Consider the following 24255-nt stretch of genomic DNA (forward strand, 5'->3'; position numbering starts at 1 on the left):
TGGTGATATCTCATCAATTGATATTGCACAAAAACAAGTGCTGTTCCAAGATCGTGAACCGATTTCTTACGATGACGCTGTAATCGGGCTCGGCTGCGAGGATAAATATCACAACGTGCCGGGAGCGCCTGAATTCACCTACAGCATTCAAACCATCGACCAGTCCCGCGAAACCTATCAAAAGCTGAATAACCTGAGCGCTAATGCCACTGTCGCCATTGTCGGAGCGGGCTTAAGCGGCGTTGAACTTGCAAGTGAACTGAGAGAAAGCCGTGATGACCTGAACATCATTCTGTTCGACCGCGGTAATCTCATTTTATCAAGCTTTCCCGAGCGTTTGAGCAAATATGTGCAAAATTGGTTCGAAGAGCACGGTGTCCGCATTATTAACAGGGCAAATATCACAAAAGTTGAAGAAGGCATTGTGTATAACCACGATGAACCGATTTCTGCAGACGCCATCGTGTGGACAGCCGGCATACAGCCGAACAAAGTCGTCAGAGACTTAGATGTGGAAAAGGACGCACAAGGGCGTATCGTATTAACGCCTCATCACAATCTTCCTGGTGATGAACATCTGTACGTTGTCGGCGATTGCGCCAGCCTCCCTCATGCACCGAGCGCCCAGCTGGCAGAGGCTCAAGCAGAGCAGATTGTCCAAATCTTGCAAAAACGCTGGAATGGAGAAGCCCTTCCAGAATCAATGCCGCAGTTTAAGCTGAAAGGCGTCCTCGGTTCACTCGGAAAAAAAGCCGGCTTCGGTCTTGTTGCTGACCGCCCGCTGATCGGCCGTGTTCCGCGCATGTTGAAATCCGGCTTGCTGTGGATGTACAAACATCATAACGGTTAATGATAGAGAAGAACCGCTGATCATTTCAGCGGTTTAAATGATTACAAACGGCTAAAACGGTTTTAGTTTTAGCCGTTTTCATCTTTTCAGCGTGTTTGAAAACCCTTGAAGTCTAGGAAAGGCGAGCATTGGAGCGGAGCGAATGTTTTAATTCGTGAGCACCAACGCACAGGCTTGACAACGAATGCGAGGGTTTGTCCACACGCTGGAACCGCTGATCATGTCAGCGGTTTTCTGTATACCCATGCTTCTCCATTTCCTCATAAACGTCTTTTAATTTCGGATTGCCTTCACCAACAATTTTGTCTTCTACAAGAACAAGCGGATAAAAATACTCGTCATTTCTGATTTTTTCCGCAAGCTCTTTTGCAAGTTCATTGTCAGGCGGCTCATAAATATCGATGTATTGCATCGCAAAAGGCTGATTTGGATATTTTCTTTTCAGCGCAGCCTCAAGCCACTCGTATGTATCCTTGGCCGTCGGCATATTGACACAGCTTGCACAAACGGTTTCTGCCCCGTACACGCTGAGCACGACAGGTTTTGTCACTGGTAAACGCCTCCTTCCCCCTATGTATATCCTTTCTTTCAGTATACAGAGACAAAAGACGTTTTTATAGAAAAAAACCGTTTTTGTGTTCAAGTCTTAATGTGCTATAATAGGGAAAGCAACTTTGCAAACCAAACAATAGATTTTTATTGTTACACTGAATATAATGGTTTTATGATGACGAAAGGAGCGAATGTCATGACTGAAGTTGAAATGAAAGAACAGGTGCAGGAAGTACTGGACAAACTTCGTCCGTTTTTACTTCGTGACGGCGGTGACTGTGAGCTTGTAGACGTAGATGAAGGTATCGTTAAGCTTCGTCTTCTAGGCGCATGCGGCAGCTGCCCAAGTTCAACAATTACGCTGAAAGCCGGAATTGAACGCGCTCTTCTTGAAGAAGTGCCGGGTGTCGTTGAAGTAGAACAAGTCTTTTAATAAAGCAGCCAGGCTGATCGTTAATCAGCCTGGCTTTTTTATTAGAGATATTGATCAAACCATGAGCTTATATAATTCAGGCGCTTGATCCGCTGTACCGGGTGTCCGCTGCGTGACAAACTGTGCGATGCTTTCGGAAAACGGACAAGCATCGTTTCCTTGCCCATTTTTTTCAGAGCAATAAATAGCTGCTCCGCCTGCTCGATCGGGCACCGGTCATCTCGCTCGCCATGCAGAATCAAAAGCGGTGTCTCCACGTTTGCTGCGTATTTTAAAGGGGAACGGTCCCAGAGCTTTTCTGTGTCTGCAAACATGTCATGCTCTAGCTGCCAGTCTGTAAAGAAATAGCCGATATCACTGACGCCATGAAAGCTGATCCAGTTTGAAATCGAGCGCTGGGTGACAGCGGCTTTAAAGCGGTTCGTCTGTCCAACGATCCAGTTGGTCATAAAGCCTCCATAACTTCCGCCCGTGACACCGAGCCGCTTAGGATCAATCTGCGGATCTCGTTTGATAGCCTCATCCACAGCCTGCATCACATCCGCATAATCCTTTCCTCCATAATCTCCTCTGACGGCATTCACAAATTCCTGCCCGTAACCGTGGCTTCCTCTCGGATTGACATAAACCACTGCGTATCCTTTCGCCGCCAGCACTTGAAATTCATGAAAATATGTATGCCCGTACATCATGTGCGGACCGCCGTGTATGTTGAGAATAAGAGGATATGAGGCTTCACCTTCCGGCTGTGCAGGCTTCATCAGCCAGCCGTTCACCGTCACGCCGTCTTCTGTGACATATTGAATATCTTCAGGTATTGAAATCGTATGCTCGCCGACAAACTTGTCATTCGCGCCAGTCAGCCGTTTCTCTTCCTGCCCAAGCGGGAGGCTGTAAAGCTCGCTCGGTCTGTCCGGCTTTGTCACACTGGCAATAAAGTGTTGTTCGTCAGGTGAAATGGAAAAACTATTGATGTACTCTTTTTCGAGACGAATCGGATACACAAGGCCTTCAATCGAAATATAATAGATTCCCGTACTGCCTTGATCTGTGCCGATGACATAAAACCCTTGGCTGTCTTTCGTCCAAACCGGGCGCTGTTCGGCACCTCCGATCAGTGAATCTCCAATGAGCGCATCCGCTAAATGAACGTCAAGCATTTCAGTCAGACATGTAAGGTTGTCTTGTTCGATATCATAGAGCCACGCCTTTTCGAACGTTGCATTCTGATATTCCTTTTCATGTCCAAGCAAAGCAAGATACCTTCCGTCCGGTGAAAATGAGCTTGGTCCGAATGAGCCGCGATGAGACGTAATCTGCTTGAGATCTCCAGTATCCAGCGACATCATGCAGACATCGTGCGGCTTGCTGGCATCGTCCGTTTCAGTCAAATTAGCTGAGAAAACAAGCGATTTGCCGTCAGGAGAAAAAGCAGGGTCGCCATGATCGGCTTTGTGATTTGTCAGCTGCTTCACCTTACCAGACTTCACGCTGACAAGCACAAGCTGGGCATACGCACCTCTCGTCAGCCCTTTGCCGTCCCGTTTATAGGCTAGACCTTGAACTTCAACAGGTTCAAAGCTGTCCGGCTCCGTTTTCTCTCGATCATTAATACTTTCTCCCTCTCCTAAACTGACAGTAACAAGCACCGATTCGCCATCCGGGGACCATATTGGCTTTGACACGCCATACGGGATATCAGTCAGTTTTCTTGCTTCCCCGCCTTCAGCACTTATGATATACAGCTGTGCTGCATCGCCTTCACGATCAGAAATAAAGGCAAGCGTGCGCCCGTCCGGAGACCATCTTGGGTCCGTGCACCGCTTTTCTCCTTGTGTCCAAGGAACAGACCTGCCTGTTTTCGTTTCATAGATCCATATATTTGATGTATACGAATCTTTCTCTTGATTCACTTGTGACTGGACATATGCGGCACGGATACCATCTGGGGCGTATTGAGGATCGGTTACAGAGACAATCGCTGTGATGTCTTCTGCGGTTATCAGCTTTTTCATGTTCATCTCCTCCTTTTAACAACTATTTCGTTTTTCTAAATAAAAACTCCTTTATCTCCAGCAGAAAAAAAGCGCCCTCCGCTGATGCTGAGGGACGCTTGGCATGATCTATACACTTTTTACTTGGTATAAAGGATTTCGCTCTATTATACTTCCCTCTTTCGGAACGGTCAAAGCGTCGACTTCACAATGAGGGAAATGAAGCGCGAGCTGTTCTTTGAGCTCTTCTCCCTTTCCTTTTTCAGTCATAACAAGAATCGTCGGGCCTGCCCCGCTGAGAGCCGTTCCGTATGCGCCCTTCATCTCGGCGACGTGTTCTACTTTGGACAGCTCAGGCACAAGCATCGCCCGGTATGGCTGGTGGAACATATCCTTCTTCATGATTTTCCCGACGAGCGGCCAATCCTTAGACATGATCGCAGCAATGAGGATATTGCTGATGGCACTTGCCTTTACGGCATCGGCATATGGAAATTCCTTCGGAAGCACGTCTCTTGCGTCTCTTGTCAGCACTTCGTAAAAAGGAATGACAACGACAACATCAATGTCAGCATCCGGGACGCGGATCATTTGTGTCTCGTCATCTTCATGCAGGCCAATGACAAGTCCGCCAACGAGAGAAGCGCCCGCATTATCCGGGTGTCCTTCTTCAAGGCTGGCTACATGCAGCTTGTCCGCTTCAGAGAGCTTTAAGCCGCATAATTCATCAGCCAGTTCAACGGCCGCTACAATCGCCGCGGCGCTGCTGCCAAGGCCGCGTGCGAGCGGAATGTCGCTCCACACTTTCACATGGACAGGCGGCATTTCTTTACCGTATAAATCTGCTGTCCGTTTTGCCACTTGATAGATCAGATTATCTGTACCCGCCGGAATTCCGGCGACTGTTTCTGTTTCAGCTTCAAAAGACCACTTGTCGCTTTCAAAGACGGTCAGCTTCAAATATCTGCTGAGCGCCATTCCAACTGAATCGAAGCCGGGGCCTAGGTTAGCTGTGCTTCCGGGAACAGTGACAGTGAACAGCATGTCGGCTTCGTTCATACACGGGCCGCTCCTTTTACATATTCAAGGATGCTGTCTTCATTCGTCGGCAATGTGACCGGCTTGATTTCTGAAATGTCTACTGCTGTATTCGGATCTTTCAGCCCGTTTCCTGTTAACACAGCGACGACCTTGCTGCCTTTCGGAATTTCTCCGGATTTCACCTGTTTCAGAACGCCAGCAATGGAAGCGCAGGATCCCGGTTCTGCAAACACGCCTTCTTCACGGGCGATCAGCTGATACGCGTGAAGGATTTCATCATCAGTGACTTCGTCAATTTTCCCGTTGGATTCCTCAGCTGCCTTTACAGCTTTGTCCCAGCTTGCCGGGTTTCCGATACGAATGGCTGTTGCTATTGTTTCCGGATTTTCAATTACTTCATTGCGAACGATTGCCGCCGAGCCTTCCGCTTCAAATCCGCGCATTTTCGGGAGGCCTGTGCCGTTTTTCTCATGATATTCCTTGAAGCCCTTCCAATACGCTGAGATATTGCCTGCGTTTCCGACCGGGATCGCTAAAACATCCGGTGCTTCGCCCAGCTGCTCACACACTTCAAAGGCAGCTGTTTTTTGGCCTTCAAGGCGGTAAGGGTTGACTGAGTTGACAAGAGCAATTGGTGATTTCTCACAGATGGAACGGACAATTTTAAGCGCATCGTCAAAGTTTCCGTCAATTGCTATAATATCAGCTCCATACATGACAGCCTGAGCAAGTTTTCCGAACGCGATTTTGCCGTTCGGGATGATGACGATACACTTCATGTTGGCGCGGGCTGCATAAGCAGCCGCAGCAGCGGACGTGTTTCCTGTTGACGCGCACATAATCGTATCGTTGCCTTCTTCTTTTGCTTTCGCCACAGCCATAACCATTCCGCGGTCTTTGAATGATCCCGTAGGGTTGACACCTTCTGTTTTGACATGAAGCTCAATTCCGAGCTGCTCAGACAGCTTCGGCAGATGGATAAGAGGTGTATTTCCTTCATGTAAAGTAAGCGCCGGTGTTTGATCTGTTACAGGTAAAAAATCTTTATATTGATGGATAAGACCTTTCCACATTAGCTCCAACCGTTCCCTTCTACACGATATGTGCTTTTGACTTCTTGAACGACTTCCAAATCATTTAGGTTTTGCAGGATATCACTGAAATCAGCTTCTGATGTATGGTGTGTCACAATCACGATTTCTGCCAACTCATCATGGTCTTTAATCGGCAGCTGAAGGATTTTTTCAAAGCTCACGCCCCGCTCTGAGAACACAGACGTAATTTTCGAGAATGAACCGACCTCATCTTTTACATGAATTCTTAAAAATTGCTGTGCGTAAATGTCAGACGGCGACTTCATGTTTTTCTCATATTGCGGCCCAACAAAGCTGTTGCCGGTTACGCCGAGCCTCATATTTTTCATGACCGCGACAAGGTCAGAAACAACGGATGTCGCAGTCGGCATGCTCCCGGCTCCAGGCCCGTAGAACATCGTCTCACCAACAGCCTCTCCGTATACGTAAACGGCGTTAAACTCATTATGCACAGCAGAAAGCGGGTGATGGTCAGGAAGCAGCGTCGGCTGTACGCTGACTTCAATTTTGCTGCCGTCACGCTGAGCAATCCCGATCAGCTTCATCGTATAGCCGAGACGTTTACTGAAGCTGATGTCCTCGTCTGTAATTTGGGAGATCCCCTTTACTTTGACGTCTTCCAAATCTACATTCATCGAGAAGCCGAGGCGCGCCAATATCGCCATTTTCCGTGCGGCGTCAAGCCCTTCCACGTCTGAAGTCGGATCTGCTTCGGCAAAGCCAAGATCTTGCGCTTCTTTGAGCACTTCCTCGTATGGGCTTTTTTCTTTGATCATTTTTGTTAAGATAAAGTTCGTTGTTCCGTTCACGATCCCCATCATCTTTGTAATCCGGTCTGATGAGAGGCCTTCCTCTAACGTGCGCAGAATCGGAATCCCGCCGGCAACACTGGCTTCAAAGTAGATATCGCAGCCATTTTCCTTCGCTTCAGCAAGCAGCTCAGAACCGTACACAGCCATTAAATCCTTGTTTGCTGTGACAACATGCTTTTTCGATCTCAGCGCGTCGACCAAATATTGTTTTGTCTGCTCAACTCCGCCGATCACCTCGATGACGACATCAACATCTGGATCATCGATGACATCATACACTTCTGTCGTGAGCACTTCCTTCGGCAAATCTACTTCTCTCTTTTTCTCTAGATCTTTTACAAGCACTTTTTTTATCGTAATCGGACAGCCGACCTGATGCATCAGCTTATCCTGATGGTCTTGAATAATTTTAACGACACCGCTTCCGACGGTACCTAAACCTAAAAGCCCTACACGAATTGCTTTCAAAAAAACTCCACCTTTCTTTTAATTGTCCTCTTGAAAAAGACAATTGTTAACTCAACACAGACATATAAGTTACAAACATTATATAAGCCCACTCCTGTTTTGACAAGACAGTAATCGGCTGAATTTTATGAATGTAACCGCTTAACACGTTGATATGACAAGATTCTTTATTTTCTAATTATTTTTCCGCCTTTGCCGAGCCAGCTCACGCGGGGAACAAACGGTTTCTGCGCCCGCATGTTCATGAATTCCTGCGCCGTATTTAGAAATTGCTCATAGCGTTCGCAGTCGCTAAGAATGAAGTCAAGCTGCTCTTCATAATAATGCTTTTCTGATTCTGGTGACATGTAGTAGCTCTCCACGATTTCAAAATAATGAAGCGGAAAGAGCAGGCGGCTGTATAAAAGACGTTTTGAAAACGAAGATAGCGGCGTAACTTGCTCGTATTCCTGCAAAAAGTGAAAACCCTGCTGATGAAAATCTTGTCTATGATGCAAAAACGTATGCCTCATATATTCAGCCAAATCGCGTGAGGCGTGGTCAAATACCCAATCCGCAGGAATCCTGATCAGTGATTCGGGTGACCATGTATGCCTTTCCATCCGCTGATGGCATATCGTTCCTGAATCTGCGGCTTGAGGCTTGTCATCCAGCTCAGTGTCCACTAAATATTGTATCGCGTTTTCTGACAGTCCTAAATAATATGGAAATGATTCGATCATTTTTTTATCGAATGGCTCGTGAGGAGGGGTATGAACCTTTCGCTGCCAAAACACCTCCAGCTGATCAATGCGTTTTCCCCACAGATCCTTCCACTGGCCGATTCTTCCGGCTGCCTTCACTTCATACGGATACCCTCTGCCTTTTCGGTGAAATTCCGCCAGCTCCTGTCCAATGGAGAACGCACGGTTTGAAAAAGGGGGTGCCGCCTTCAGCAGAGCGTACGTTTTCCCCTCATGTTCAAACGTCAGCTCACCTTCTTTTGTAAAGATAAAAACCGAAACGTATGGGTCACTTTGTTCTTGTAAATACTGACTCATGTAATAAAGCTCTGCCAGTTCTGTCTCTGAGAATTGGGAAACGGGGACAATCAGAAAAAATGAATTCGGCGTCTGAAAGCATTGATATGTGTGCTGGTACATGGAAAGCTGCCTAATGTGAATACCGTATTTTTCTTTTATTGTACCTTTCACAATGATCACCTGCCTGTTGAATTAGGGCTCATCACATCGTAGTCATACACGTCCGGAATTATGAATACATATTTTAATCCGACGAAGGCGCAAGAAAAAGTCGTAAACATCTCAAACATTTTGTATAAACTAGTAAAAAAGATTGGGTGAAGCTGATGTCAGAAAACGAACAAATCAGTCAGATGGAAGCAAAAGCAAGAGCACGGATGAAGGAGCGCGGCGTTGAGGTATCAGACATTGCCGAGCTTGTCTTTTTTCTTCAGAAAAAATATCATCCGGATTTAAACATTGATGAATGCACGTTGAACGTCAATCGCGTTCTCGCAAAACGCGAGGTGCAAAATGCGATTTTAACGGGCATTGAATTGGATATTCTTGCTGAGCAGAAAAAGCTGTCTGAGCCGCTGCAAACGATGCTGGAAACAGATGAAAGCCTATATGGGGTAGATGAAGTTCTGGCATTTTCCATCGTGAACATTTACGGATCAATCGGGTTTACGAACTACGGTTACATCGACAAAGAAAAACCCGGCATCCTTAAACATTTAAATGATAAATCAACCGGCGAATGCCATACCTTTTTAGATGACATCGTCGGCGCGATTTCCGCCGCGGCCTCAAGCAGGCTCGCACACCGCGCGCGGCATACAGAATAAGGGCACCCTTTTAGGGCGCCCTTTTTTAAATGTATGGAATCCATTCGGTCAGAGAGTCAATGGCGTGAGTCGGTTTTTCCATATCGTCTGTCATATGCTCTCTTTTCGTTACGCCTGTGTGAACGAGCAGCGTATCCATACCGGCGTTAATGCCGGCCATGATGTCCGTCGCATAGTTGTCGCCGACCATGAGTGTTTCGGACACATCCGTGCCAAGAACGCGCATCGCCTGCTTCATAATGATTGATTCCGGCTTGCCGATAAATACCGGCTGTACGCCTGTGGATACAGTTAATACAGATGTCAGTGAACCGTTTCCAGGCAGAAGACCTCTTTCAGTCGGGATCGCAATATCTCCATTAGTGGAAATAAAGCGGGCACCGTTTCTGATTGCCAGGCAGCCGACAGCAAATTTTTCGTATGTAATGGAACGGTCAATACCGACAACGACAAAATCCGCGTTTTCCCCGCCAAACGTCAGGCCGTTTTCTTCAATTGCCTGGCGGATTCCTTCTTCCCCGATCACATACACAGACGCGTCTTTTTTCTGCTGAGCGATATGCTGGGCAGTCGCCATGCTGGTCGTGAAGACCTGCTCTTCTGTTGCGGGAATATCAAAAGACACGAGCTTGTCCGCCACCTGCTTCGGTGTGCGCGAAGAGTTGTTTGTCACGAAAAGATAAGGAACTCCGCGATCTTTCAGCGTTCTGACAAATTCACACGCTTCCTCGATTTTTTCCGTGCCATTGTACATCGTTCCGTCTAAATCAATTAAATACCCTTTATATGTTTTCATTTCCAACACTCCTGTGGCTTTCCAGTTGTTATTTAAACGCAGAAACAGGGACAAGCTCTGTTTCCAAGTAGCTTCTGATCCGTTGCGGGAAGTCTTGCAGAGCTGTCTGATGTGCCGTGATCAGCCTGTAAAGCTCGGCGCTGTCAGCGAGCAGGTACTGCTGAACTAATGTTTTGCGGTAGGCGATCAATTGCTTGAGCTCACTTCCCTCTTGTTCCGTGACAACTTTTTCATCAACAAGTATGTCCATAATGTCATCATAGCTGCCCGGGTCCCGCATAATAAAACCGTCAATCATGTCATTGCCTGTATCCAGGATGCATTCGATTAACAAATGTCCTATACGCTGAAGCGCCGGTCCCCCGATTTCAGACTGCCAGTCTGTTTGTGAGTTAAAAAGCGCCAGCTGGTGCTCATAGAACCTGAGTGTTTGCTCGATCTTGTTTCTGTCAACAAAATACATGACAGCATCCCCTTTGTGTATGTTTATTTTCTGATCCGTTTCAAGACAAAATACGCACAGCCGAAATTGCAGTATTCGTAAATGTATTCATCTAATGTGCTGATTTTCGTTTCGAAGGTTGCCTTTTGATTCTGGTCGTCAAAGAAGCCCTTGAGCCTGAGCTGACCGTATCCCCAGTCTCCCACAATATAATCGTATTTATTTAAAATATCGGAGTAACGGGCTTTAAAAGCCTCTTCATTGAAGCCGTCTTTAAAATTGTGCACCAATTCAAATTCGGCATTTTGAATAAGAATCATGATCTCACCTCTTTTTCACTCATTCCTATCATAATTCATTGCCCCGTCCCCATCAATTGCTAAAGAATAAATCATGCGATTTGGCTACCCTACACATGAGGAGGGATTTACAAATGAAACGAACTGCTGTCAGCCTCTGCCTGTTGACCGGGCTTTTATCCGGGTGCGGAGGCGCAGGATTGGACAATGCCGGGCAAAATGTCCGAAATCAGGCGCAGAATCAAACCAGACCCATTCATGTGTCTGACCGCAACGAGGCTTTTAACCGGCATGATGAGAACGAACAATTTGGCTATGTCCGCTATCAAAAAGAACAATTTGACGGCGAACAGCAGAAAACGCCGGTAATGAACCGGGAAGAAACCGCTCACATCATATCAAGTTTAACGGTTCAGCTCCCCCATATTCAAGATGCTGCAACATTGGTCACCGATCAAGAAGCGCTTGTCGTATACAAAACCGATTCTAAAAACCGCGGGCTGACCGCCGATCAGGTGAAAAAAACGGCTGCTTCTGTAATACCGCGATACTATCATGTGTATATTTCTGATAATCCAAACCATATGCAGTCGATCGAAAATTTCAGCAATCTCGGCTCTGGTTCAAGGGATATCAGAGAAATCATGTCGGGGACGATTCAAGAAATGAAAACCTCCCCGCAAGGAAGCCCCGTCTCAGAGAATGAAAATGCCAACGGAGAAACCCGACAGGACATGAAAACCGATAGGAATGACAAAAACGCCAGATGATCTGGCGTTTTGGCATTATGCTTGTGCTTGGCGCTTTTTAGATGCTTCGTTCACTTGTTCATCCGCATGGTAAGAAGAACGGACAAGCGGGCCGGCTTCGCAGTGGCTGAAGCCTTTTTGCATCGCGATTTCCTTTAATTCTGCAAATTCATCAGGGTGATAGTACTTTTGAACTTTCAAATGTTTCTTCGTCGGCTGCAGATATTGGCCGATTGCCATAATATCCACGTTGTTTGCCAAGAGGTCGTCCATGACTTCAATAATTTCTTCCTTCGTTTCGCCGAGTCCGATCATGATGCTTGATTTTGTCGGAATGTCAGGTTGCATTTCTTTCGCACGGCGCAAAAATTCCAACGAACGGTCGTACGTCGCACGCGCGCGGACTCTTGGCGTCAGGCGGCGAACCGTTTCGATATTGTGATTCAGGATGTCTGGGCGTGTATCCATCAAGGTTTTCAGGTTATCATAGTTTCCGCCCATATCAGACGGCAGCACCTCAATTGTTGTGAACGGGCTTTTTCTGCGGATCGCACGGACAGTTTCCGCAAAAATGCCTGCCCCGCCGTCTTTCTGGTCGTCACGCGCAACAGCCGTAATGACCGCGTGTTTCAGATTCATAAGCGCGACAGAATCCGCTACGCGTTCCGGCTCTTGCAGATCTAGCTCAGTCGGAAGGCCCGTTTTGACAGCACAGAAACGGCATGCTCTTGTACAAACAGAACCTAAAATCATAAATGTAGCTGTACGTCTGACCGCCCAGCATTCATGAATATTCGGACACTTTGCTTCTTCGCATACGGTATGCAGGTTGTTTTCACGCATGAGTTTTTTGAGCCCTGTATAGTTTTCATTTGTGTTTAATTTGATTTTGAGCCATTCGGGCTTTCTGAGGTGTTCGTCTTTCTTTGCCAATTCCCATCATCTCCAATATCCAATATACTCAATTTCTGACACGAAACATTCTGAAAACGAGAAAGGTGCAGGTTTTATTTCTGCAACAAAAATAATGTTTTTCTAACTAAAGAAAGTCTTTTCTTTAGACACTTTAACATAGGAAAAATTTCTCGACAAGGGAAGATGATTACTGACATTTTTAAGCCGGCTTGCCGCAAACTATGTGTATTCAATATGAAAGGAGATTATTTTGTGAAAGTTTTGTTATCCGCTCTTCTTCTCCTTTTGTTTGCGTTTGAGCCTTCTGCGTCTGGAAAAAAGCTTTCAGATCCAGTGCTGTCGAAACGGATGGAATTATATCATAAAGTCGAGGCTGTGACGCAGATTCCTTGGTATGCGCTCGCCGCAGTAGACCAGTACGAGGAAAATGTGCGGAGTAACCGAAAAGATCTGCCTGACAAAGCGGGAATCATCAGCATCTATATACCGGATGAAATCTGGAGCGGGCCTGAAAACCCGAATCCGAAAGACGATGCACCGTTAAGCATCAAAGTATTCGATGGGATTGGGATGGATGGTGACGGAGACGGAAAAGCCGAGGTCAGCAATGATGAAGATATTTTGTATACATTCAGCCAATACTTGCTGTCGTATGGCACAGATGAGGACAACATCCGTATCGGGCTTTGGAATTATTACCGACGCGATCAGACAGTCGGGATCATATCTGAATTCATGAAGCTGTTTAAAGCTTACGGCCATATTGATCTGGGCGAGCATGCGTTTCCGCTTCCGATCAGAACCGATTACAGCTATCGCAGCACGTGGGGAGATGCCCGCGGCTTCGGAGGAAGACGGATTCATGAAGGCACGGATATCTTTGCCCATTATGGCCTTCCTGTCAAATCTACCTGTTACGGCATAGTTGAAATGAAGGGCTGGAACCGCTTCGGAGGATGGAGAATCGGCATCAGAGACATTAACAATACGTATCATTATTTTGCCCATCTCAATGGGTTTGCCAAAGGGATTAAAACAGGACAGATCGTTGAGCCCGGCCAAGTGATCGGATCAGTCGGCAGCTCAGGATACGGCCCGCCGGGAACAGCTGGAAAGTTCCCGCCGCATCTTCACTACGGCATGTACAAAGATAACGGAAAAACCGAATGGTCGTTTGATCCATACCCGCACTTGAGAGCGTGGGAGCGATATGAATACAAAAAAAAGAAATAACGAAAAGCCGCCTCTTCAACGGGCGGCTTATTTGCTGCTTTTTTCATTTTTCGATTCCGATTCGGCACTGTCCTCATCTTTGCTGCTTGGGAGCTGGACAGAAGGCGTGACACCTGAGCCGCCGCTTCCGTTATAAAACTGGGGCACTTCGCCCTGCACTGCTTTAATCGATACAGGAACATTATTTGTGACGACAGCGGTTTTGCTTGCAAACGGAATGATGACCTTCACTTTAATTTCGACAAAGATGCTGATATCAATAAGTGCATTATTTATGCCATATGGCTTGATTTTGGTTTTGACATCTGTAAAAGCGTCACCGATTAAATTGAACCGGACTGGGATTTTCGGCCCTAGGTTTCCGAGGAGGCTGTTGCCGGTTACCTGTCCCAGCGGAATGTTGATCATAATATTTTCACTGGCGCCGCTGTGTCCGGAGTGGGTTTCCATCTCTTTTAGATGAGCCTGAAGCTGCTTTGTCACTTTTGTTTTTACACTATTTACAACCTGTGTATTAAAATCGATTGTCGTTAAGTTTCCGTTTTCATCAGAATTCATTTGAAACATATCTTTCATATTTTCACTGTCAGACATATAATCCTCAATCGAATCCTGGATCACCTCTGTCGCTATACGCTTCGTTTCCATCTCGCCGATGTCCATTAAAACAGGTTTGATCGAGCCATTGATCATCCAAAGGCTGACTGTTGTTGACAGGATAAAAAAGACAACTGACAGAAGCATCACGTACCGGAAAGGCAAAGGTCCTCTCTTGCGAAAAGGGCCGCGATATCTTGGCAAGAAAATCCCCCCTTACATATCACAATGTATGCTTGTAAGAGGGGACATAGTAATAGCCGGGCCAAATTTTTATTTCACCATTTTCAAAAGCGCTGCTCTGCCGCTCATGCCGGCATGAATGCCGAGATCTTCCGCGGCGTACGTGACGGATTCTAAAGGTGCGTCTAACAGCTGGTCAATGGTGCGTACACCAACTGCGCGCCCCGCCACAATGCCCCGCTCCTTTAATTTTTCATTCAGCAGCGCCACATCAAGCGCGCCGCACATAATGTATCCGTGCTCATTTGTGACAGCCATAAAATTCGTTTTTGGAAGCTTCACTGTCACAGCTGTAAAAGGCTGTCCTTCTATCATGATTGGTGTCAGATTTACCACGTCAACCACTCCCTTCATTCATCACTTTATGATGAAGGGCACAGCTTGTTGTGGGCTGACCTTCTTATTGCGCGAGCTTCCAAGCGAGCAGATCCCGCAAAAACTCCGGCATAAAATATTCTTTTTCTGCGGCGTCACGTATGATCGGAAACAGTCTGCCGAGGGTAAACATGTCAAGCACCGCAACAGAGTATTGTTTATGTTTTTCTATCTCTTCCCCGTTCAGCGTGATTCGTGTGACATGCGTGATTCCGTCATCCAGCCGTTTCGTTTCTACAGCAACACCCGCGTACACCATTTTTCCCATTACTTCTCCGCGGAAGCCGAGCCCTTTGATCCGGAGCTGCTCCATTTGTTCTGAAGCGGCATGGACAATGGTCTCTTTCAATTCTTCTCCCGTCAGTCGGACAGCCACCGGGTTGATCGGATGAGGGCAGATGCGGTGCAGATCCAGCTTCGTCACAGGACCCGCTTTCAGGGGACCGAGAATGACACCGGAATTCACCATACTGATGTCCGTCCCGCACCATTCCTTTAACGCGTACGCCAAAAGCAAAGGCAGCTCTGATTCTTCAAACCACTTCACCTCGGCATCTTGCGCAAGCTCCGCAACAGCATCGGACAGCTTCTCCTCGGCTTCACGTTCTTTTTCTTTGAGAAACGCTTTTGTTTCTGCTGATTCTCCTGTCCATTCCGCCATGTTTCGCACAGACGCTGTTTTGCTGATGATGCTTCGCTGTATGCTGTCCACCGTGATTTCTACACAGCCCACATAATGCCCGTATTTCTCGGCGCTGGCAAGCAACACGCCGTTTACCACTTGTCCATCTTCGAGCAAATGATGGGTGTGCGATTCGAGGATTACATCAATCTCAGGTACCGCTTCAGCCATTGCCTGATCATCTAGGATGCCTAAATGTGACAGCAGAACGATGATATCAGCCTGCCCTTTCACTTCCTGAATGGTTGCTTTTACGCTTTCAAAAGCATCGGTTACTGTCCATCCCAGCTTGTCATAAACGGGATAATACGGCACAGTTACACCTAAAAAAGCAATGGACATACCGTTTTTCAATGTTTTGATATGGTAAGGAACCGCCCAGGACGGACGGCTTCCGTTTTTGTCATATAGATTAGAGACGATAACGGGAAATTCAGCATGATCATATAAGGCTGCGAGCTCATCATGCGGAAGCGTAATCCCTTCGTTATTGCCGATCACCGCTCCATCAATGTGAAGACGGTTTAAGAGATCGACATTCGCTTTTCCGAAAGTCGCCTCTGTCACGAATTGAAAACGATCAAGATGATCGCCAATATCAAAAACGAGCGTCTCTTCGCTGTCTGATTGATGCTCTTTTCTTTTCTGCTCGATATAATCTACAATTTTCGGCCAGTTTTCAAAATGGCTGTGCAAATCATTTGTATGATATAAGCGGAGCTTCTCCTTCATATTATCTCTCCCTAATCGTTCAGCTGAAAATGCCTTCATAAATGAGCTGGCAGCCGATTAAAATCAATACGATCCGCATGATCATTACGATCGTTTTCGTCTGCATTTTTCTGTTGATGGCGGCGCCAAGCTTTCCGCCGAACCAGGCGCCGGGCACAAGTGCTAGTGCATACAGCCAATTGACGTGCCCGGAAATAACATGTGAAACAGACCCTGTCATAGAGGACAGGAAAATAATAAACATGGATGTTGCCACCGCAACTTTCGGCGGGAACAGGAATAACAGCATCATCGCCGGAACCATGAGCGATCCGCCGCCTATTCCGAAAAGCCCCCCTAAAAAGCCGACAACAAAGGCAATCGCAATGCCGATAGGCGCCTGATATGAGTACGTATAAGGCTCACCGGCATCATCCTGAAATGTCCGAATAATCCCTTTGTGCGCTTTGTTGATCGTCCGGGCTTTCGCTTTGAGCATTAAGGATAATGAAATAAGAATCATAAAAATGCCAAACCAAATGGAAAACGAGTTTGAATTGAACAGCTTTGACACGTAAGCCCCGATAATGCTGCCGGGACCTGAACCAATAAAGAAAATGAGCCCGCTCTTATAATCAACGGTTTTATATCTAATATAAGCCAAAGTTGAAGAAAGACCCGTAAAAATAATGACCAAAAGCGAAGTTCCAATTGCGACCTGCGGCGTCACATCCTGAAACAGCGGCGTCACTGTGCTTAGAAACATCAGAGACGGCACGATCACAATTCCGCCGCCAAGCCCAATCAGGCTTCCTACCGTACCTGCGATTAATCCCAGTACGACCAAAATCACCAACGACATCAATCAAAACCTCTTTTCTAAAATAAATCGAGCTGTCTCGGCGCAAGTCCGCTGTACTCGATATCAAGCAGTTCAAGCATCTGCTTGCCATTATCCGCGGCGTCTCCGCCGGAATTGTTGTTGAACAGGACAAAAACATCCTTAGATTGCTGCTGCAATTCATTCAGGTGCTTTTTCCAATCCGCCAGCTCCTGTTGATTGTAGCGGTATAAGTACCTGACCTCCCGCCAGTTTTTCCCGCCGTCAGGCTTCATCCAGCCCTGCTTGTTGCGTCCGTGAAACCTGACGAGCGTTTTGTTTTCATCGGTCGCGCGCAACACAGTCGGGACGCTGCCTTCCCCGATTTGCGGTTCATCACAGACACTGTGAATCCAGCCTTCCGCTTTCATAAATGAAAGCGTCTGCTCATAAAATGGCGGCGAGAACCAGGAGCGGTTTCTGAATTCAAGCGCACATGGAATATCTCCCATTTGGTGCTTGCACCATCTCAAATAAACGACATTCTCCTTCTTGCAGTCAAACCACGGCGGAAATTGAAACAGCACCATGGCAAGCTTATTGCTATGTAAATATGGCGTTAAAGACACCTTAAACGCGTCAAACATCTCCTCTTTTGAATCAAAGGGGATTTCTCCGCGCTGATGCCCTGTCATGCCCTGATACGCTTTCACGATAAATTGAAAGGTTTCCGGCGTTTCCTTCACCCACTTTTCATTATTTCGCGCCGGCTGAATTGCGTAAAAGCTCGCGTCTAATTCAACGATCGGAAAATGGGAGGAATAGGCCTGCAATTTTTTCTGGCTGGCCGTTTTCGGCGGATAGATGCTGTCATGATCCCCCCATCCCGTCAGTCCGATATAAATCACAATCATTCACCTCTCTCCCAGTTTATCACACGTGTTTTCAGGTTTCCTCGGAAATGCTGTTCATATGGCGGGAAAATGCTGAACGAAGATGCTGGTATTGTTCCTCATTCGTATCTAAAAACGCCTCTTCTCTTGAAGAAGGAATATGCTGATATTCAATCGGCGCCTGAAACTGTTCACTCGTAAAATCGTACATCACGCCATTGATGCTGTTATAAAAATGCCAGCTCTCACCGACTTTGGTTTTGAAAATGGCGCCGCCGAATTGATCTTGAATCACCAATGCCGTCACACCGCATTGTCCGCATGCCGGGCATTCTTCCGTCCATTTAGAGCTCGTATGGCGCGACCAAGATTGCTTGAGTATGTATGTGATATGTTCCATTGCCTCCGCCTCCTTTAAAAAAAGATACCACGTTGATTTCATTTTAAAAACAAGAACGGAGGAAATCAAAAAACCCGGCGGTAAAATCGCCGGGCTTACGAAGGAACGACCAGTGCTCCATCAATTTCGCTGACTGCTTCCCCATCATTGTACACGCACCGGCCTTTGCTGTAAGTGGCCGAAATGCTGCAGGGAAATGTATGTCCTTCGTAAATGCTTTTTTTATGCTTTGAAAACATCGATTCTTTTGTGACAGTGTACGGCTCCATGCTGACGAGCACAAAATCCGCATCACATCCCGCTTCAAGCCGCCCTTTTTTCTGAAGTCCGAATCGTCTCGCAGGGGCCGCTGCTGTCCATTCAGCGATGGTTTCAAATGGAATGTCCCGCTCAAGCGCCAGTTGAAGCATGGCCAATAAAGTAAACTGTCCGCCGCTGATTCCGCCCCATGATAAAAACAGATTATCCTCCCGCTTTAAAGACGGACGACAAGGGGAATGGTCTGAGGAAACCATGTCAATGTGCCCCGCAATGAGCGCCTCGATCAGCGCTTCCTTCGATTGCTGTGACCGGAGCGGGGGCGCACATTTTGCGACAGAGCCCTTTTCCCGTAAATCGTCATGGCTGAACAAGACATAATGCGGGCATGTTTCAACCGAAACATCAAGCCCTTCCTGTCTCGCCTCTCTGATCAGCCGGACCGCTTTCGCCGTGCTGATATGGACAAAATGAACCGGACAGCCTGTCACCTTCGCATACTGGATCGTGCGATACACCGCTTCAGCTTCGGCTTCCTCCGGACGGGAGGCGGCGTACGCATCCGCATCCACTTTTCCTTTATTGGCCAAAACCATCTGCAAATAACTTGTGATTGCGTCGCTCTCCGCATGAAGAGCGAGGATTTTTCCTGCAGCCGCGATTTCTGTCATGCCTTTGAGCAAGGTACGTTCATCAACAGAGCGGAACTCGTCTGTGCCTGATTTTGATAAAAACGCTTTAAACCCGATCGCCCCCGCTTCAGCCATTGGGCGGATGTCATCGATATGACCTGGCACAAGCCCGCCCCATAGTGCAAAATCCACAGCTGATTTTCGCCTGCCGAGTTCGGCTTTTGCGAGAAGATGCTCTGCCGTCACGGTTGATGGAATGCAATTGAGCGGCATATCAAAATAGGTGGTGCAGCCGCCTGCTGCCATCATTTGCGAACCTGTTTCAAACCCCTCCCAGTCCTCTCTGCCCGGTTCATTGAAATGAACATGGCAGTCTATCGCACCTGGAAACACATATTGGCCTTCTGCCTGGATCATTGATGCCCCGCTCGCTTCAATGTCTGAACCAATCTCGGTAATGACACCGTTTTGAACTGCAATATCAGCTTCTTTAACGCCATCTGGCGTAACTGCCTTCGCACCTTTTATCACCATATCGTAAGCCATATTGATCCTCCCATGTAAGGTTGACGATTTTTCATGTCAGTTTATGTAACACAATCAGTTCTATTTTCAACAGTTTACTGCTACTATGATCGTATTACATTAGCAAAACCGCTAGAATTCCTATTGAAAATTATTCATCTTAACCAATGTTTTTTATAGAAAAGGAGAATGCGCTATGAATATTTTTGATGTGATGAAAATACCGGCTTATAAAAACGCCAATTTAATCGCAGGAAAAGCAGGAGGAGAAAGAGAGGTTCAGCATGTCAATATGATGGACGCTCCGGATATCGCAGACTTTCTGCATAAGAATGAATTGCTCGTCACCACCGCGTATCACCTGAAGGATCACCCGCACCAGTTATCTGAGCTGATTCGGCAAATGGCAAAACGCGGCTGCGCGGGCCTCGGCATTAAAACAAAGCGCTACCTGGAGGATATCCCGAAAGAAATCATCGAGCTGGCCGATTCATACGCGTTTCCGATCATCGAGCTTCCTGAACACATCCGCCTCGGCGATATTGTGAATGCAACACTCAGCCACATTCTCGATATGCGTTCTAACGAGCTGCAGCAAGCCATTTACGCGCACAAAAAATTCACAAACCACATTATGAGCGGCAAGGGGCTGCAATCTCTCCTCAAAAAGGTGTCAGACCTCCTTCAGCTTCCCGTGCTGCTTCTTGACCAGCATGCCAAAATGCTTTCTGCGTCCCATCAGATTTCATTTGAGACCGAAAAGCTGAAAGGCACCCTGAATACCGTATCCGGGCCGTTTTTCACTTGTTTCTCTACGTTCTCAGATCGAAAAACGTATTCTGTCCTTCCTATTTATAATCATGAAAAAAACTGCGGCTACCTGCTGATACCCGACATGGTGCAGGCCGGAGACAAAGGATTGATTCTCACCATTGAACAAGCTGCTAACGTCATTTCCTTTGAACTGCTGAAGGAAAATGCGCTGAAGCAATTCGGCCGGCGGGCGCGCAATGAGTTTTTCAGCAATTTTATTGAGCGCTCATTTTCTTCAGACGACGAAATCAAAAACCGGGCAAAGGAATTTAAGCTGCGCTGGGATCAAAAATACATGTGCATTGCCGGAAAACTCGACCGGAATGACGAATCGATCAGCTTTACAGAAAATCAGCTCGCCTCCGATGGCGTATTCGAATTTCTTGAAGGCGAATTATCGGCGTTCCCGTTTCCGCCCCACCTCTTTATTAAAGGAAATGTCGGCATTATTCTGATCGAGGCGACAGACAGCTGGAGTGAAATGCACGCCTCGGTGATCAGCTTTTTAGAGCAGTTTCAAACACAGGTCAGAGCTCAATTTAAACGGACTGTGTCCTTTGGCATCAGCAACATATGCCAAAAGCTCATTGACGTTCCCGACGCGTTCACCGAAGCTTCAGACGCTCTGCAATCAGGGCATTTGTCAAGAAGCACGGAGTTTATTCAGGTGTATCATGCCAAAGATGTGCCTGAGCTTCTCCGCCTTCTCCCGGTTGAGGATTTGAAGAAATTTTACAACTCCACGCTTCAAAGCCTCGCTGAAAAACAGCAGGAGGATCAAAGCCTGCTTCATACGCTGTCCGTCTATTTAGAGACACACTGCCAAATTTCCGAGACGGCAAAGCGTCTGTACGTTCATCGCAATACCGTCATCTACCGCCTTGAAAAATGTGAGGAGCTGCTGGGCAAAAGCTTAAAAGATCCTGAGACGACGATGCGTTTGCGGCTTGCCTTACGGATGCAGCGGCTGATCAGCTAATGTTTGTCACATTCTCTTACAAACTGAATCGTTTTTCGTCACTTTCATCAATAACACCTGTCTTTTTCGGCTACAGTATCCAATGACACCCGGCAATCGGCACGCTATCATGTTACTAAAGTTCACATATAAAAGGAGGGACTATGGTGAAACAAAAATCGTTCGCGGTGTTCACTCTTGGCCTTCAGCATGTGCTGGCCATGTATGCAGGTGCGATTTTGGTGCCCCTGCTTGTCGGCAGGGCGCTGAATCTAACATCTGAACAGCTGTCTTACCTGTTGGCGATTGACCTGTTAACGTGCGGTGTGGCGACGCTTTTGCAAACCTTGCGCGGAGCATTCATCGGCATCGGGCTTCCCGTCATGCTCGGCAGTTCATTCGTGGCCGTCACCCCGATGATCGCAATCGGCGCGAACTACGGCGTTCACGCGATTTACGGTTCAATCATCGTGACAGGGTTATTTATCTTTCTGTTTGCACGTTTTTTCGGCAAGCTGACCGTGTTATTCCCTCCTGTCGTAACAGGTACCGTTGTCACCTTAATCGGCCTTTCACTTGTTCCGACAGGTGTGAAAAATATGGCTGGCGGCGAAAAAATAAACGGCAGCGCCAACCCCGAATACGGTTCGCTCGAAAACCTTCTTCTCTCTGTCGGCGTCCTTGTCCTGATCTTAGTCCTCAACCGCTTTCTCAAAGGGTTTGCCCGAACGCTGTCCGTTCTGGTTGGAATCGCTGCCGGGACAGCGGCAGCGGCCATCATGGGCAAGGTCAGCTTTTCTGCTGTCGCTGAAGCCCCGCTCTTTCAAGTCCCGAAGCTGTTTTACTTCGGAGCCCCTTCATTTGAAATCGGCCCGATCTTAACGATGCTGATTGTCGGAATCGTCATTATTGTCGAATCAACCGGCGTTTTCTACGCAATCGGAAAAATATGCGGCAGACCTTTAACCGAAAAAGACCTTGTCAAAGGCTATCGAGCGGAAGGAATCGCCATTCTTATCGGTGGACTGTTCAACGCCTTCCCCTATAACACCTTTGCGCAAAACGCCGGCTTACTACAGCTGACGAAAGTGAAAACAAGAAACATCGTCGTTACCGCCGGCTGTATCCTTGTCTGTCTCGGACTGATTCCGAAGATTGCAGCCCTTGCTTCTGCCGTTCCTGCGGCTGTGCTTGGCGGCGCGACGGTTGTCATGTTCGGAATGGTGATTGCGTCAGGCGTCAAAATGCTCAGCACAGCGGATCTCAAAAATCAATATCACCTGCTGACCATCGCATGCTCAATCGCACTCGGCATCGGCGCAAGCACGGTGCCCGGGATTTTCGCTGAATTCCCCGCTCCGATCCGGATTCTGGTTAGTGACGGAACCATCACCGGAAGCCTGACCGCCATCTTTTTGAATCTATTTTTCAGTTTGCGCGGCAAAAAAGAAACAACCGCTCAGAAAACTGAACTTCCGGTATTAGACCATACACTCGCATTAGAAAAAGAGGTGTAAAAAAAATGAAGGAACAGCACAATGTCTTTCAGCTGATGATGCTCGGACTTCAGCACATGCTCGCCATGTATGCGGGAGCAATTCTCGTTCCGCTGATCGTCGGAGCGGCGATCGGGCTGAATCCGGGGCAGCTGACGTATTTAATTGCGATCGATTTGTTCATGTGCGGGGCTGCGACTCTTTTGCAGCTGTGGAAAAACCGATACTTCGGCATCGGCCTCCCTGTTGTGCTCGGATGTACGTTTACCGCGGTCGGCCCGATGATTTCCATCGGCAGCACATACGGTGTCTCAGCGATATATGGCGCCATTATCGCCGCAGGGCTGATTGTCGTCTTAGCCGCGGGCTTCTTCGGAAAGCTTGTCCGTTTTTTTCCGCCTGTCGTGACCGGTTCAGTCGTCATGATCATCGGCATCAGCCTGATTCCGACGGCAATGAATAACCTGGCCGGCGGTGAAGGAAGCAAAGACTTCGGCTCACTGGACAACGTACTCCTCGGGTTTGGCGTCACAGCTTTTATCTTATTGCTGTTTTATTTCTTTAAAGGCTTTATACGCTCCATTGCGATTTTGCTCGGCCTTATCGCAGGAACAGCGGCTGCATTCTTTATGGGAAAAGTCGATTTTTCTGACGTCATAGAGGCGTCCTGGCTTCATGTTCCGTCTCTGTTTTATTTTGGCCCGCCAACCTTTGAGCTGCCGGCTGTTGTTACGATGCTCCTCGTTGCCATTGTCAGCCTGGTTGAATCGACAGGTGTTTACTTTGCTCTGGCCGATATCACAAACCGCAGGCTGTCGGAGAAGGATCTGGAAAAAGCCTACCGGGCGGAAGGCCTTGCGATTGTGCTTGGCGGCTTATTTAACGCGTTTCCCTATACAGCCTTCTCGCAAAATGTCGGTATCGTTCAGCTTTCAAAAATGAAAAGTGTCAATGTCATCGCCATCACAGGAATCATGCTCATGGCGATCGGACTGGTTCCAAAAGCCGCAGCATTGACAACAGTGATTCCAACCCCAGTTCTCGGCGGCGCGATGATTGTCATGTTCGGCATGGTCATTTCTTACGGGATCAAAATGCTTTCCAGCGTTGATTTCGATTCGCAAGGCAACCTACTGATTATCGCCTCTTCCGTCAGCTTAGGGCTCGGCGCCACAACAGTTCCCGCGTTGTTTTCATCTCTCCCGGGCTCGGCCACAGTCTTGGCTGAAAGCGGAATTGTGATCGGCAGTTTGACGGCAATTGCACTGCACGCTTTTTTTCAAACCAAACAGCCGAATGGCGCTGAAATAAAAACGTAAAGGAAG

Annotated in this window: 25 protein-coding genes; 8 read left to right on the forward strand and 17 right to left on the reverse strand. The window is 47.5% G+C overall.

Annotation, left to right across the window (positions count from 1 at the left end; all coding sequences use genetic code 11):
• On the forward strand, positions 1 to 850 hold an 850-nt coding region (locus RAC86_RS08350), incomplete at its 5' end, for an NAD(P)/FAD-dependent oxidoreductase (RefSeq protein WP_377885490.1).
• A gap of 223 nt (positions 851 to 1073) precedes the next feature.
• Here RAC86_RS08350 and RAC86_RS08355 read toward each other — a convergent pair.
• Positions 1074 to 1400, reverse strand: a complete 327-nt coding sequence (locus RAC86_RS08355; RefSeq protein ID WP_072182293.1) for a YuzD family protein — start codon at positions 1398 to 1400, stop codon at positions 1074 to 1076.
• 99 nt (positions 1401 to 1499) lie between these two features.
• Between RAC86_RS08355 and RAC86_RS08360 the strand changes: the two genes are divergently transcribed.
• On the forward strand, positions 1500 to 1835 hold the full coding sequence (locus RAC86_RS08360) for a NifU family protein (RefSeq protein ID WP_171017000.1): 336 nt from the start codon (positions 1500 to 1502) through the stop codon (positions 1833 to 1835).
• A 41-nt stretch (positions 1836 to 1876) separates the two neighbouring features.
• On the opposite strand, the gene RAC86_RS08365 is transcribed toward RAC86_RS08360, so the two are convergent.
• The 5 genes from RAC86_RS08365 to cotNH all read right to left on the reverse strand — a co-directional run bounded on the left by RAC86_RS08365 (position 1877) and on the right by cotNH (position 8440).
• A complete protein-coding gene (locus RAC86_RS08365) occupies positions 1877 to 3850 on the reverse strand; it encodes a S9 family peptidase (RefSeq protein WP_072565214.1) in 1974 nt (657 codons plus the stop codon).
• Between the two features lie 108 nt (positions 3851 to 3958).
• Positions 3959 to 4888, reverse strand: a complete 930-nt coding sequence (gene thrB / locus RAC86_RS08370) for a homoserine kinase (protein ID WP_072565215.1) — start codon at positions 4886 to 4888, stop codon at positions 3959 to 3961.
• Positions 4885 to 5943, reverse strand: coding sequence for a threonine synthase (thrC, locus tag RAC86_RS08375; protein WP_061188082.1), 1059 nt, complete (start codon positions 5941 to 5943; stop codon positions 4885 to 4887). The genes thrB and thrC overlap by 4 nt, the downstream gene beginning before the upstream one ends.
• A complete protein-coding gene (locus RAC86_RS08380; RefSeq protein ID WP_061188012.1) occupies positions 5943 to 7244 on the reverse strand; it encodes a homoserine dehydrogenase in 1302 nt (433 codons plus the stop codon). The genes thrC and RAC86_RS08380 overlap by 1 nt, the downstream gene beginning before the upstream one ends.
• Positions 7245 to 7411: 167 nt before the next feature.
• A complete protein-coding gene (gene cotNH / locus RAC86_RS08385; protein ID WP_072566774.1) occupies positions 7412 to 8440 on the reverse strand; it encodes a spore coat-associated protein CotNH in 1029 nt (342 codons plus the stop codon).
• A 152-nt stretch (positions 8441 to 8592) separates the two neighbouring features.
• On the opposite strand from cotNH, the gene RAC86_RS08390 reads away from it, so the two are divergent.
• Positions 8593 to 9093, forward strand: a complete 501-nt coding sequence (locus RAC86_RS08390; protein WP_014115036.1) for a phosphatidylglycerophosphatase A family protein — start codon at positions 8593 to 8595, stop codon at positions 9091 to 9093.
• A gap of 25 nt (positions 9094 to 9118) precedes the next feature.
• On the opposite strand, the gene nucF is transcribed toward RAC86_RS08390, so the two are convergent.
• The 3 genes from nucF to RAC86_RS08405 are packed head-to-tail and all read right to left on the reverse strand — an operon-like array spanning position 9119 to position 10651.
• Positions 9119 to 9889 carry a 5' nucleotidase NucF gene (gene nucF / locus RAC86_RS08395; protein ID WP_072565216.1) on the reverse strand — a complete coding sequence of 257 codons (771 nt, stop codon included), beginning with the start codon at positions 9887 to 9889 and terminating at the stop codon, positions 9119 to 9121.
• Between the two features lie 28 nt (positions 9890 to 9917).
• Positions 9918 to 10352 carry a DUF86 domain-containing protein gene (locus RAC86_RS08400; protein WP_072565217.1) on the reverse strand — a complete coding sequence of 145 codons (435 nt, stop codon included), beginning with the start codon at positions 10350 to 10352 and terminating at the stop codon, positions 9918 to 9920.
• 23 nt (positions 10353 to 10375) lie between these two features.
• Positions 10376 to 10651, reverse strand: coding sequence for a YutD family protein (locus tag RAC86_RS08405; RefSeq protein ID WP_003228682.1), 276 nt, complete (start codon positions 10649 to 10651; stop codon positions 10376 to 10378).
• A 113-nt stretch (positions 10652 to 10764) separates the two neighbouring features.
• Here RAC86_RS08405 and RAC86_RS08410 point away from each other — a divergent pair, with 113 nt between their 5' ends.
• On the forward strand, positions 10765 to 11400 hold the full coding sequence (locus tag RAC86_RS08410) for a YhcN/YlaJ family sporulation lipoprotein (protein ID WP_061188010.1): 636 nt from the start codon (positions 10765 to 10767) through the stop codon (positions 11398 to 11400).
• Between the two features lie 15 nt (positions 11401 to 11415).
• Here the strand turns inward: RAC86_RS08410 and lipA are convergent, their stop codons facing one another.
• A complete protein-coding gene (gene lipA, locus RAC86_RS08415) occupies positions 11416 to 12312 on the reverse strand; it encodes a lipoyl synthase (protein WP_003222888.1) in 897 nt (298 codons plus the stop codon).
• Between the two features lie 234 nt (positions 12313 to 12546).
• On the opposite strand from lipA, the gene lytH reads away from it, so the two are divergent.
• A complete protein-coding gene (gene lytH, locus RAC86_RS08420; RefSeq protein ID WP_041521059.1) occupies positions 12547 to 13527 on the forward strand; it encodes an L-Ala--D-Glu endopeptidase in 981 nt (326 codons plus the stop codon).
• A gap of 27 nt (positions 13528 to 13554) precedes the next feature.
• On the opposite strand, the gene yunB is transcribed toward lytH, so the two are convergent.
• The 7 genes from yunB to RAC86_RS08455 form a co-directional block, all read right to left on the reverse strand.
• Complete coding sequence (gene yunB / locus RAC86_RS08425) at positions 13555 to 14328, reverse strand: sporulation protein YunB (RefSeq protein WP_041521060.1); 774 nt, start codon at positions 14326 to 14328, stop codon at positions 13555 to 13557.
• A 69-nt stretch (positions 14329 to 14397) separates the two neighbouring features.
• The gene (locus RAC86_RS08430; protein ID WP_014115042.1) at positions 14398 to 14703 is read right to left on the reverse strand and encodes a YunC family protein; all 306 of its coding nucleotides are present in this window, start codon (positions 14701 to 14703) and stop codon (positions 14398 to 14400) included.
• A 64-nt stretch (positions 14704 to 14767) separates the two neighbouring features.
• Entirely contained in the window at positions 14768 to 16156 is a 1389-nt protein-coding gene (locus RAC86_RS08435; protein ID WP_072565218.1) for a bifunctional metallophosphatase/5'-nucleotidase, read from the reverse strand.
• Positions 16157 to 16175: 19 nt separating this feature from the next.
• Entirely contained in the window at positions 16176 to 16997 is an 822-nt protein-coding gene (locus RAC86_RS08440; RefSeq protein ID WP_072565219.1) for a sulfite exporter TauE/SafE family protein, read from the reverse strand.
• Positions 16998 to 17014: 17 nt separating this feature from the next.
• Positions 17015 to 17863 carry a DUF72 domain-containing protein gene (locus RAC86_RS08445; RefSeq protein ID WP_072566775.1) on the reverse strand — a complete coding sequence of 283 codons (849 nt, stop codon included), beginning with the start codon at positions 17861 to 17863 and terminating at the stop codon, positions 17015 to 17017.
• 37 nt (positions 17864 to 17900) lie between these two features.
• Entirely contained in the window at positions 17901 to 18248 is a 348-nt protein-coding gene (locus RAC86_RS08450; RefSeq protein WP_014115046.1) for a YunG family protein, read from the reverse strand.
• A 95-nt stretch (positions 18249 to 18343) separates the two neighbouring features.
• Entirely contained in the window at positions 18344 to 19684 is a 1341-nt protein-coding gene (locus tag RAC86_RS08455; protein ID WP_072565220.1) for an allantoinase, read from the reverse strand.
• A 175-nt stretch (positions 19685 to 19859) separates the two neighbouring features.
• On the opposite strand from RAC86_RS08455, the gene pucR reads away from it, so the two are divergent.
• From pucR to pucK, 3 genes are all read left to right on the forward strand, one after another.
• Positions 19860 to 21455 carry a purine catabolism transcriptional regulator PucR gene (gene pucR / locus RAC86_RS08460; protein ID WP_072565221.1) on the forward strand — a complete coding sequence of 532 codons (1596 nt, stop codon included), beginning with the start codon at positions 19860 to 19862 and terminating at the stop codon, positions 21453 to 21455.
• 146 nt (positions 21456 to 21601) lie between these two features.
• A complete protein-coding gene (gene pucJ, locus RAC86_RS08465) occupies positions 21602 to 22951 on the forward strand; it encodes a uric acid permease PucJ (protein ID WP_072566776.1) in 1350 nt (449 codons plus the stop codon).
• Between the two features lie 5 nt (positions 22952 to 22956).
• Entirely contained in the window at positions 22957 to 24249 is a 1293-nt protein-coding gene (gene pucK, locus RAC86_RS08470) for a uric acid permease PucK (RefSeq protein ID WP_061188004.1), read from the forward strand.
• Positions 24250 to 24255: the final 6 nt, after the last annotated feature.

It is taken from the genome of Bacillus sp. LR_5, from assembly GCF_042709275.1.

Bases quoted from the DNA above. Each gene is read 5' to 3' on its own strand.
- RAC86_RS08360 (WP_171017000.1), top strand. From the start codon at position 1,500: ATGTGCTATAATAGGGAAAGCAACTTTGCAAACCAAACAATAGATTTT.
- RAC86_RS08365 (WP_072565214.1), bottom strand. From the start codon at position 3,850: ATGAAAAAGCTGATAACCGCAGAAGACATCACAGCGATTGTCTCTGTA.
- thrB (WP_072565215.1), bottom strand. From the start codon at position 4,888: ATGAACGAAGCCGACATGCTGTTCACTGTCACTGTTCCCGGAAGCACA.
- thrC (WP_061188082.1), bottom strand. From the start codon at position 5,943: ATGTGGAAAGGTCTTATCCATCAATATAAAGATTTTTTACCTGTAACA.
- RAC86_RS08390 (WP_014115036.1), top strand. From the start codon at position 8,593: ATGTCAGAAAACGAACAAATCAGTCAGATGGAAGCAAAAGCAAGAGCA.
- nucF (WP_072565216.1), bottom strand. From the start codon at position 9,889: ATGAAAACATATAAAGGGTATTTAATTGATTTAGACGGAACGATGTAC.
- RAC86_RS08400 (WP_072565217.1), bottom strand. From the start codon at position 10,352: ATGTATTTTGTTGACAGAAACAAGATCGAGCAAACACTCAGGTTCTAT.
- RAC86_RS08405 (WP_003228682.1), bottom strand. From the start codon at position 10,651: ATGATTCTTATTCAAAATGCCGAATTTGAATTGGTGCACAATTTTAAA.
- RAC86_RS08410 (WP_061188010.1), top strand. From the start codon at position 10,765: ATGAAACGAACTGCTGTCAGCCTCTGCCTGTTGACCGGGCTTTTATCC.
- RAC86_RS08435 (WP_072565218.1), bottom strand. From the start codon at position 16,156: ATGAAGGAGAAGCTCCGCTTATATCATACAAATGATTTGCACAGCCAT.
- RAC86_RS08440 (WP_072565219.1), bottom strand. From the start codon at position 16,997: ATGTCGTTGGTGATTTTGGTCGTACTGGGATTAATCGCAGGTACGGTA.
- RAC86_RS08450 (WP_014115046.1), bottom strand. From the start codon at position 18,248: ATGGAACATATCACATACATACTCAAGCAATCTTGGTCGCGCCATACG.
- RAC86_RS08455 (WP_072565220.1), bottom strand. From the start codon at position 19,684: ATGGCTTACGATATGGTGATAAAAGGTGCGAAGGCAGTTACGCCAGAT.
- pucR (WP_072565221.1), top strand. From the start codon at position 19,860: ATGAATATTTTTGATGTGATGAAAATACCGGCTTATAAAAACGCCAAT.
- pucK (WP_061188004.1), top strand. From the start codon at position 22,957: ATGAAGGAACAGCACAATGTCTTTCAGCTGATGATGCTCGGACTTCAG.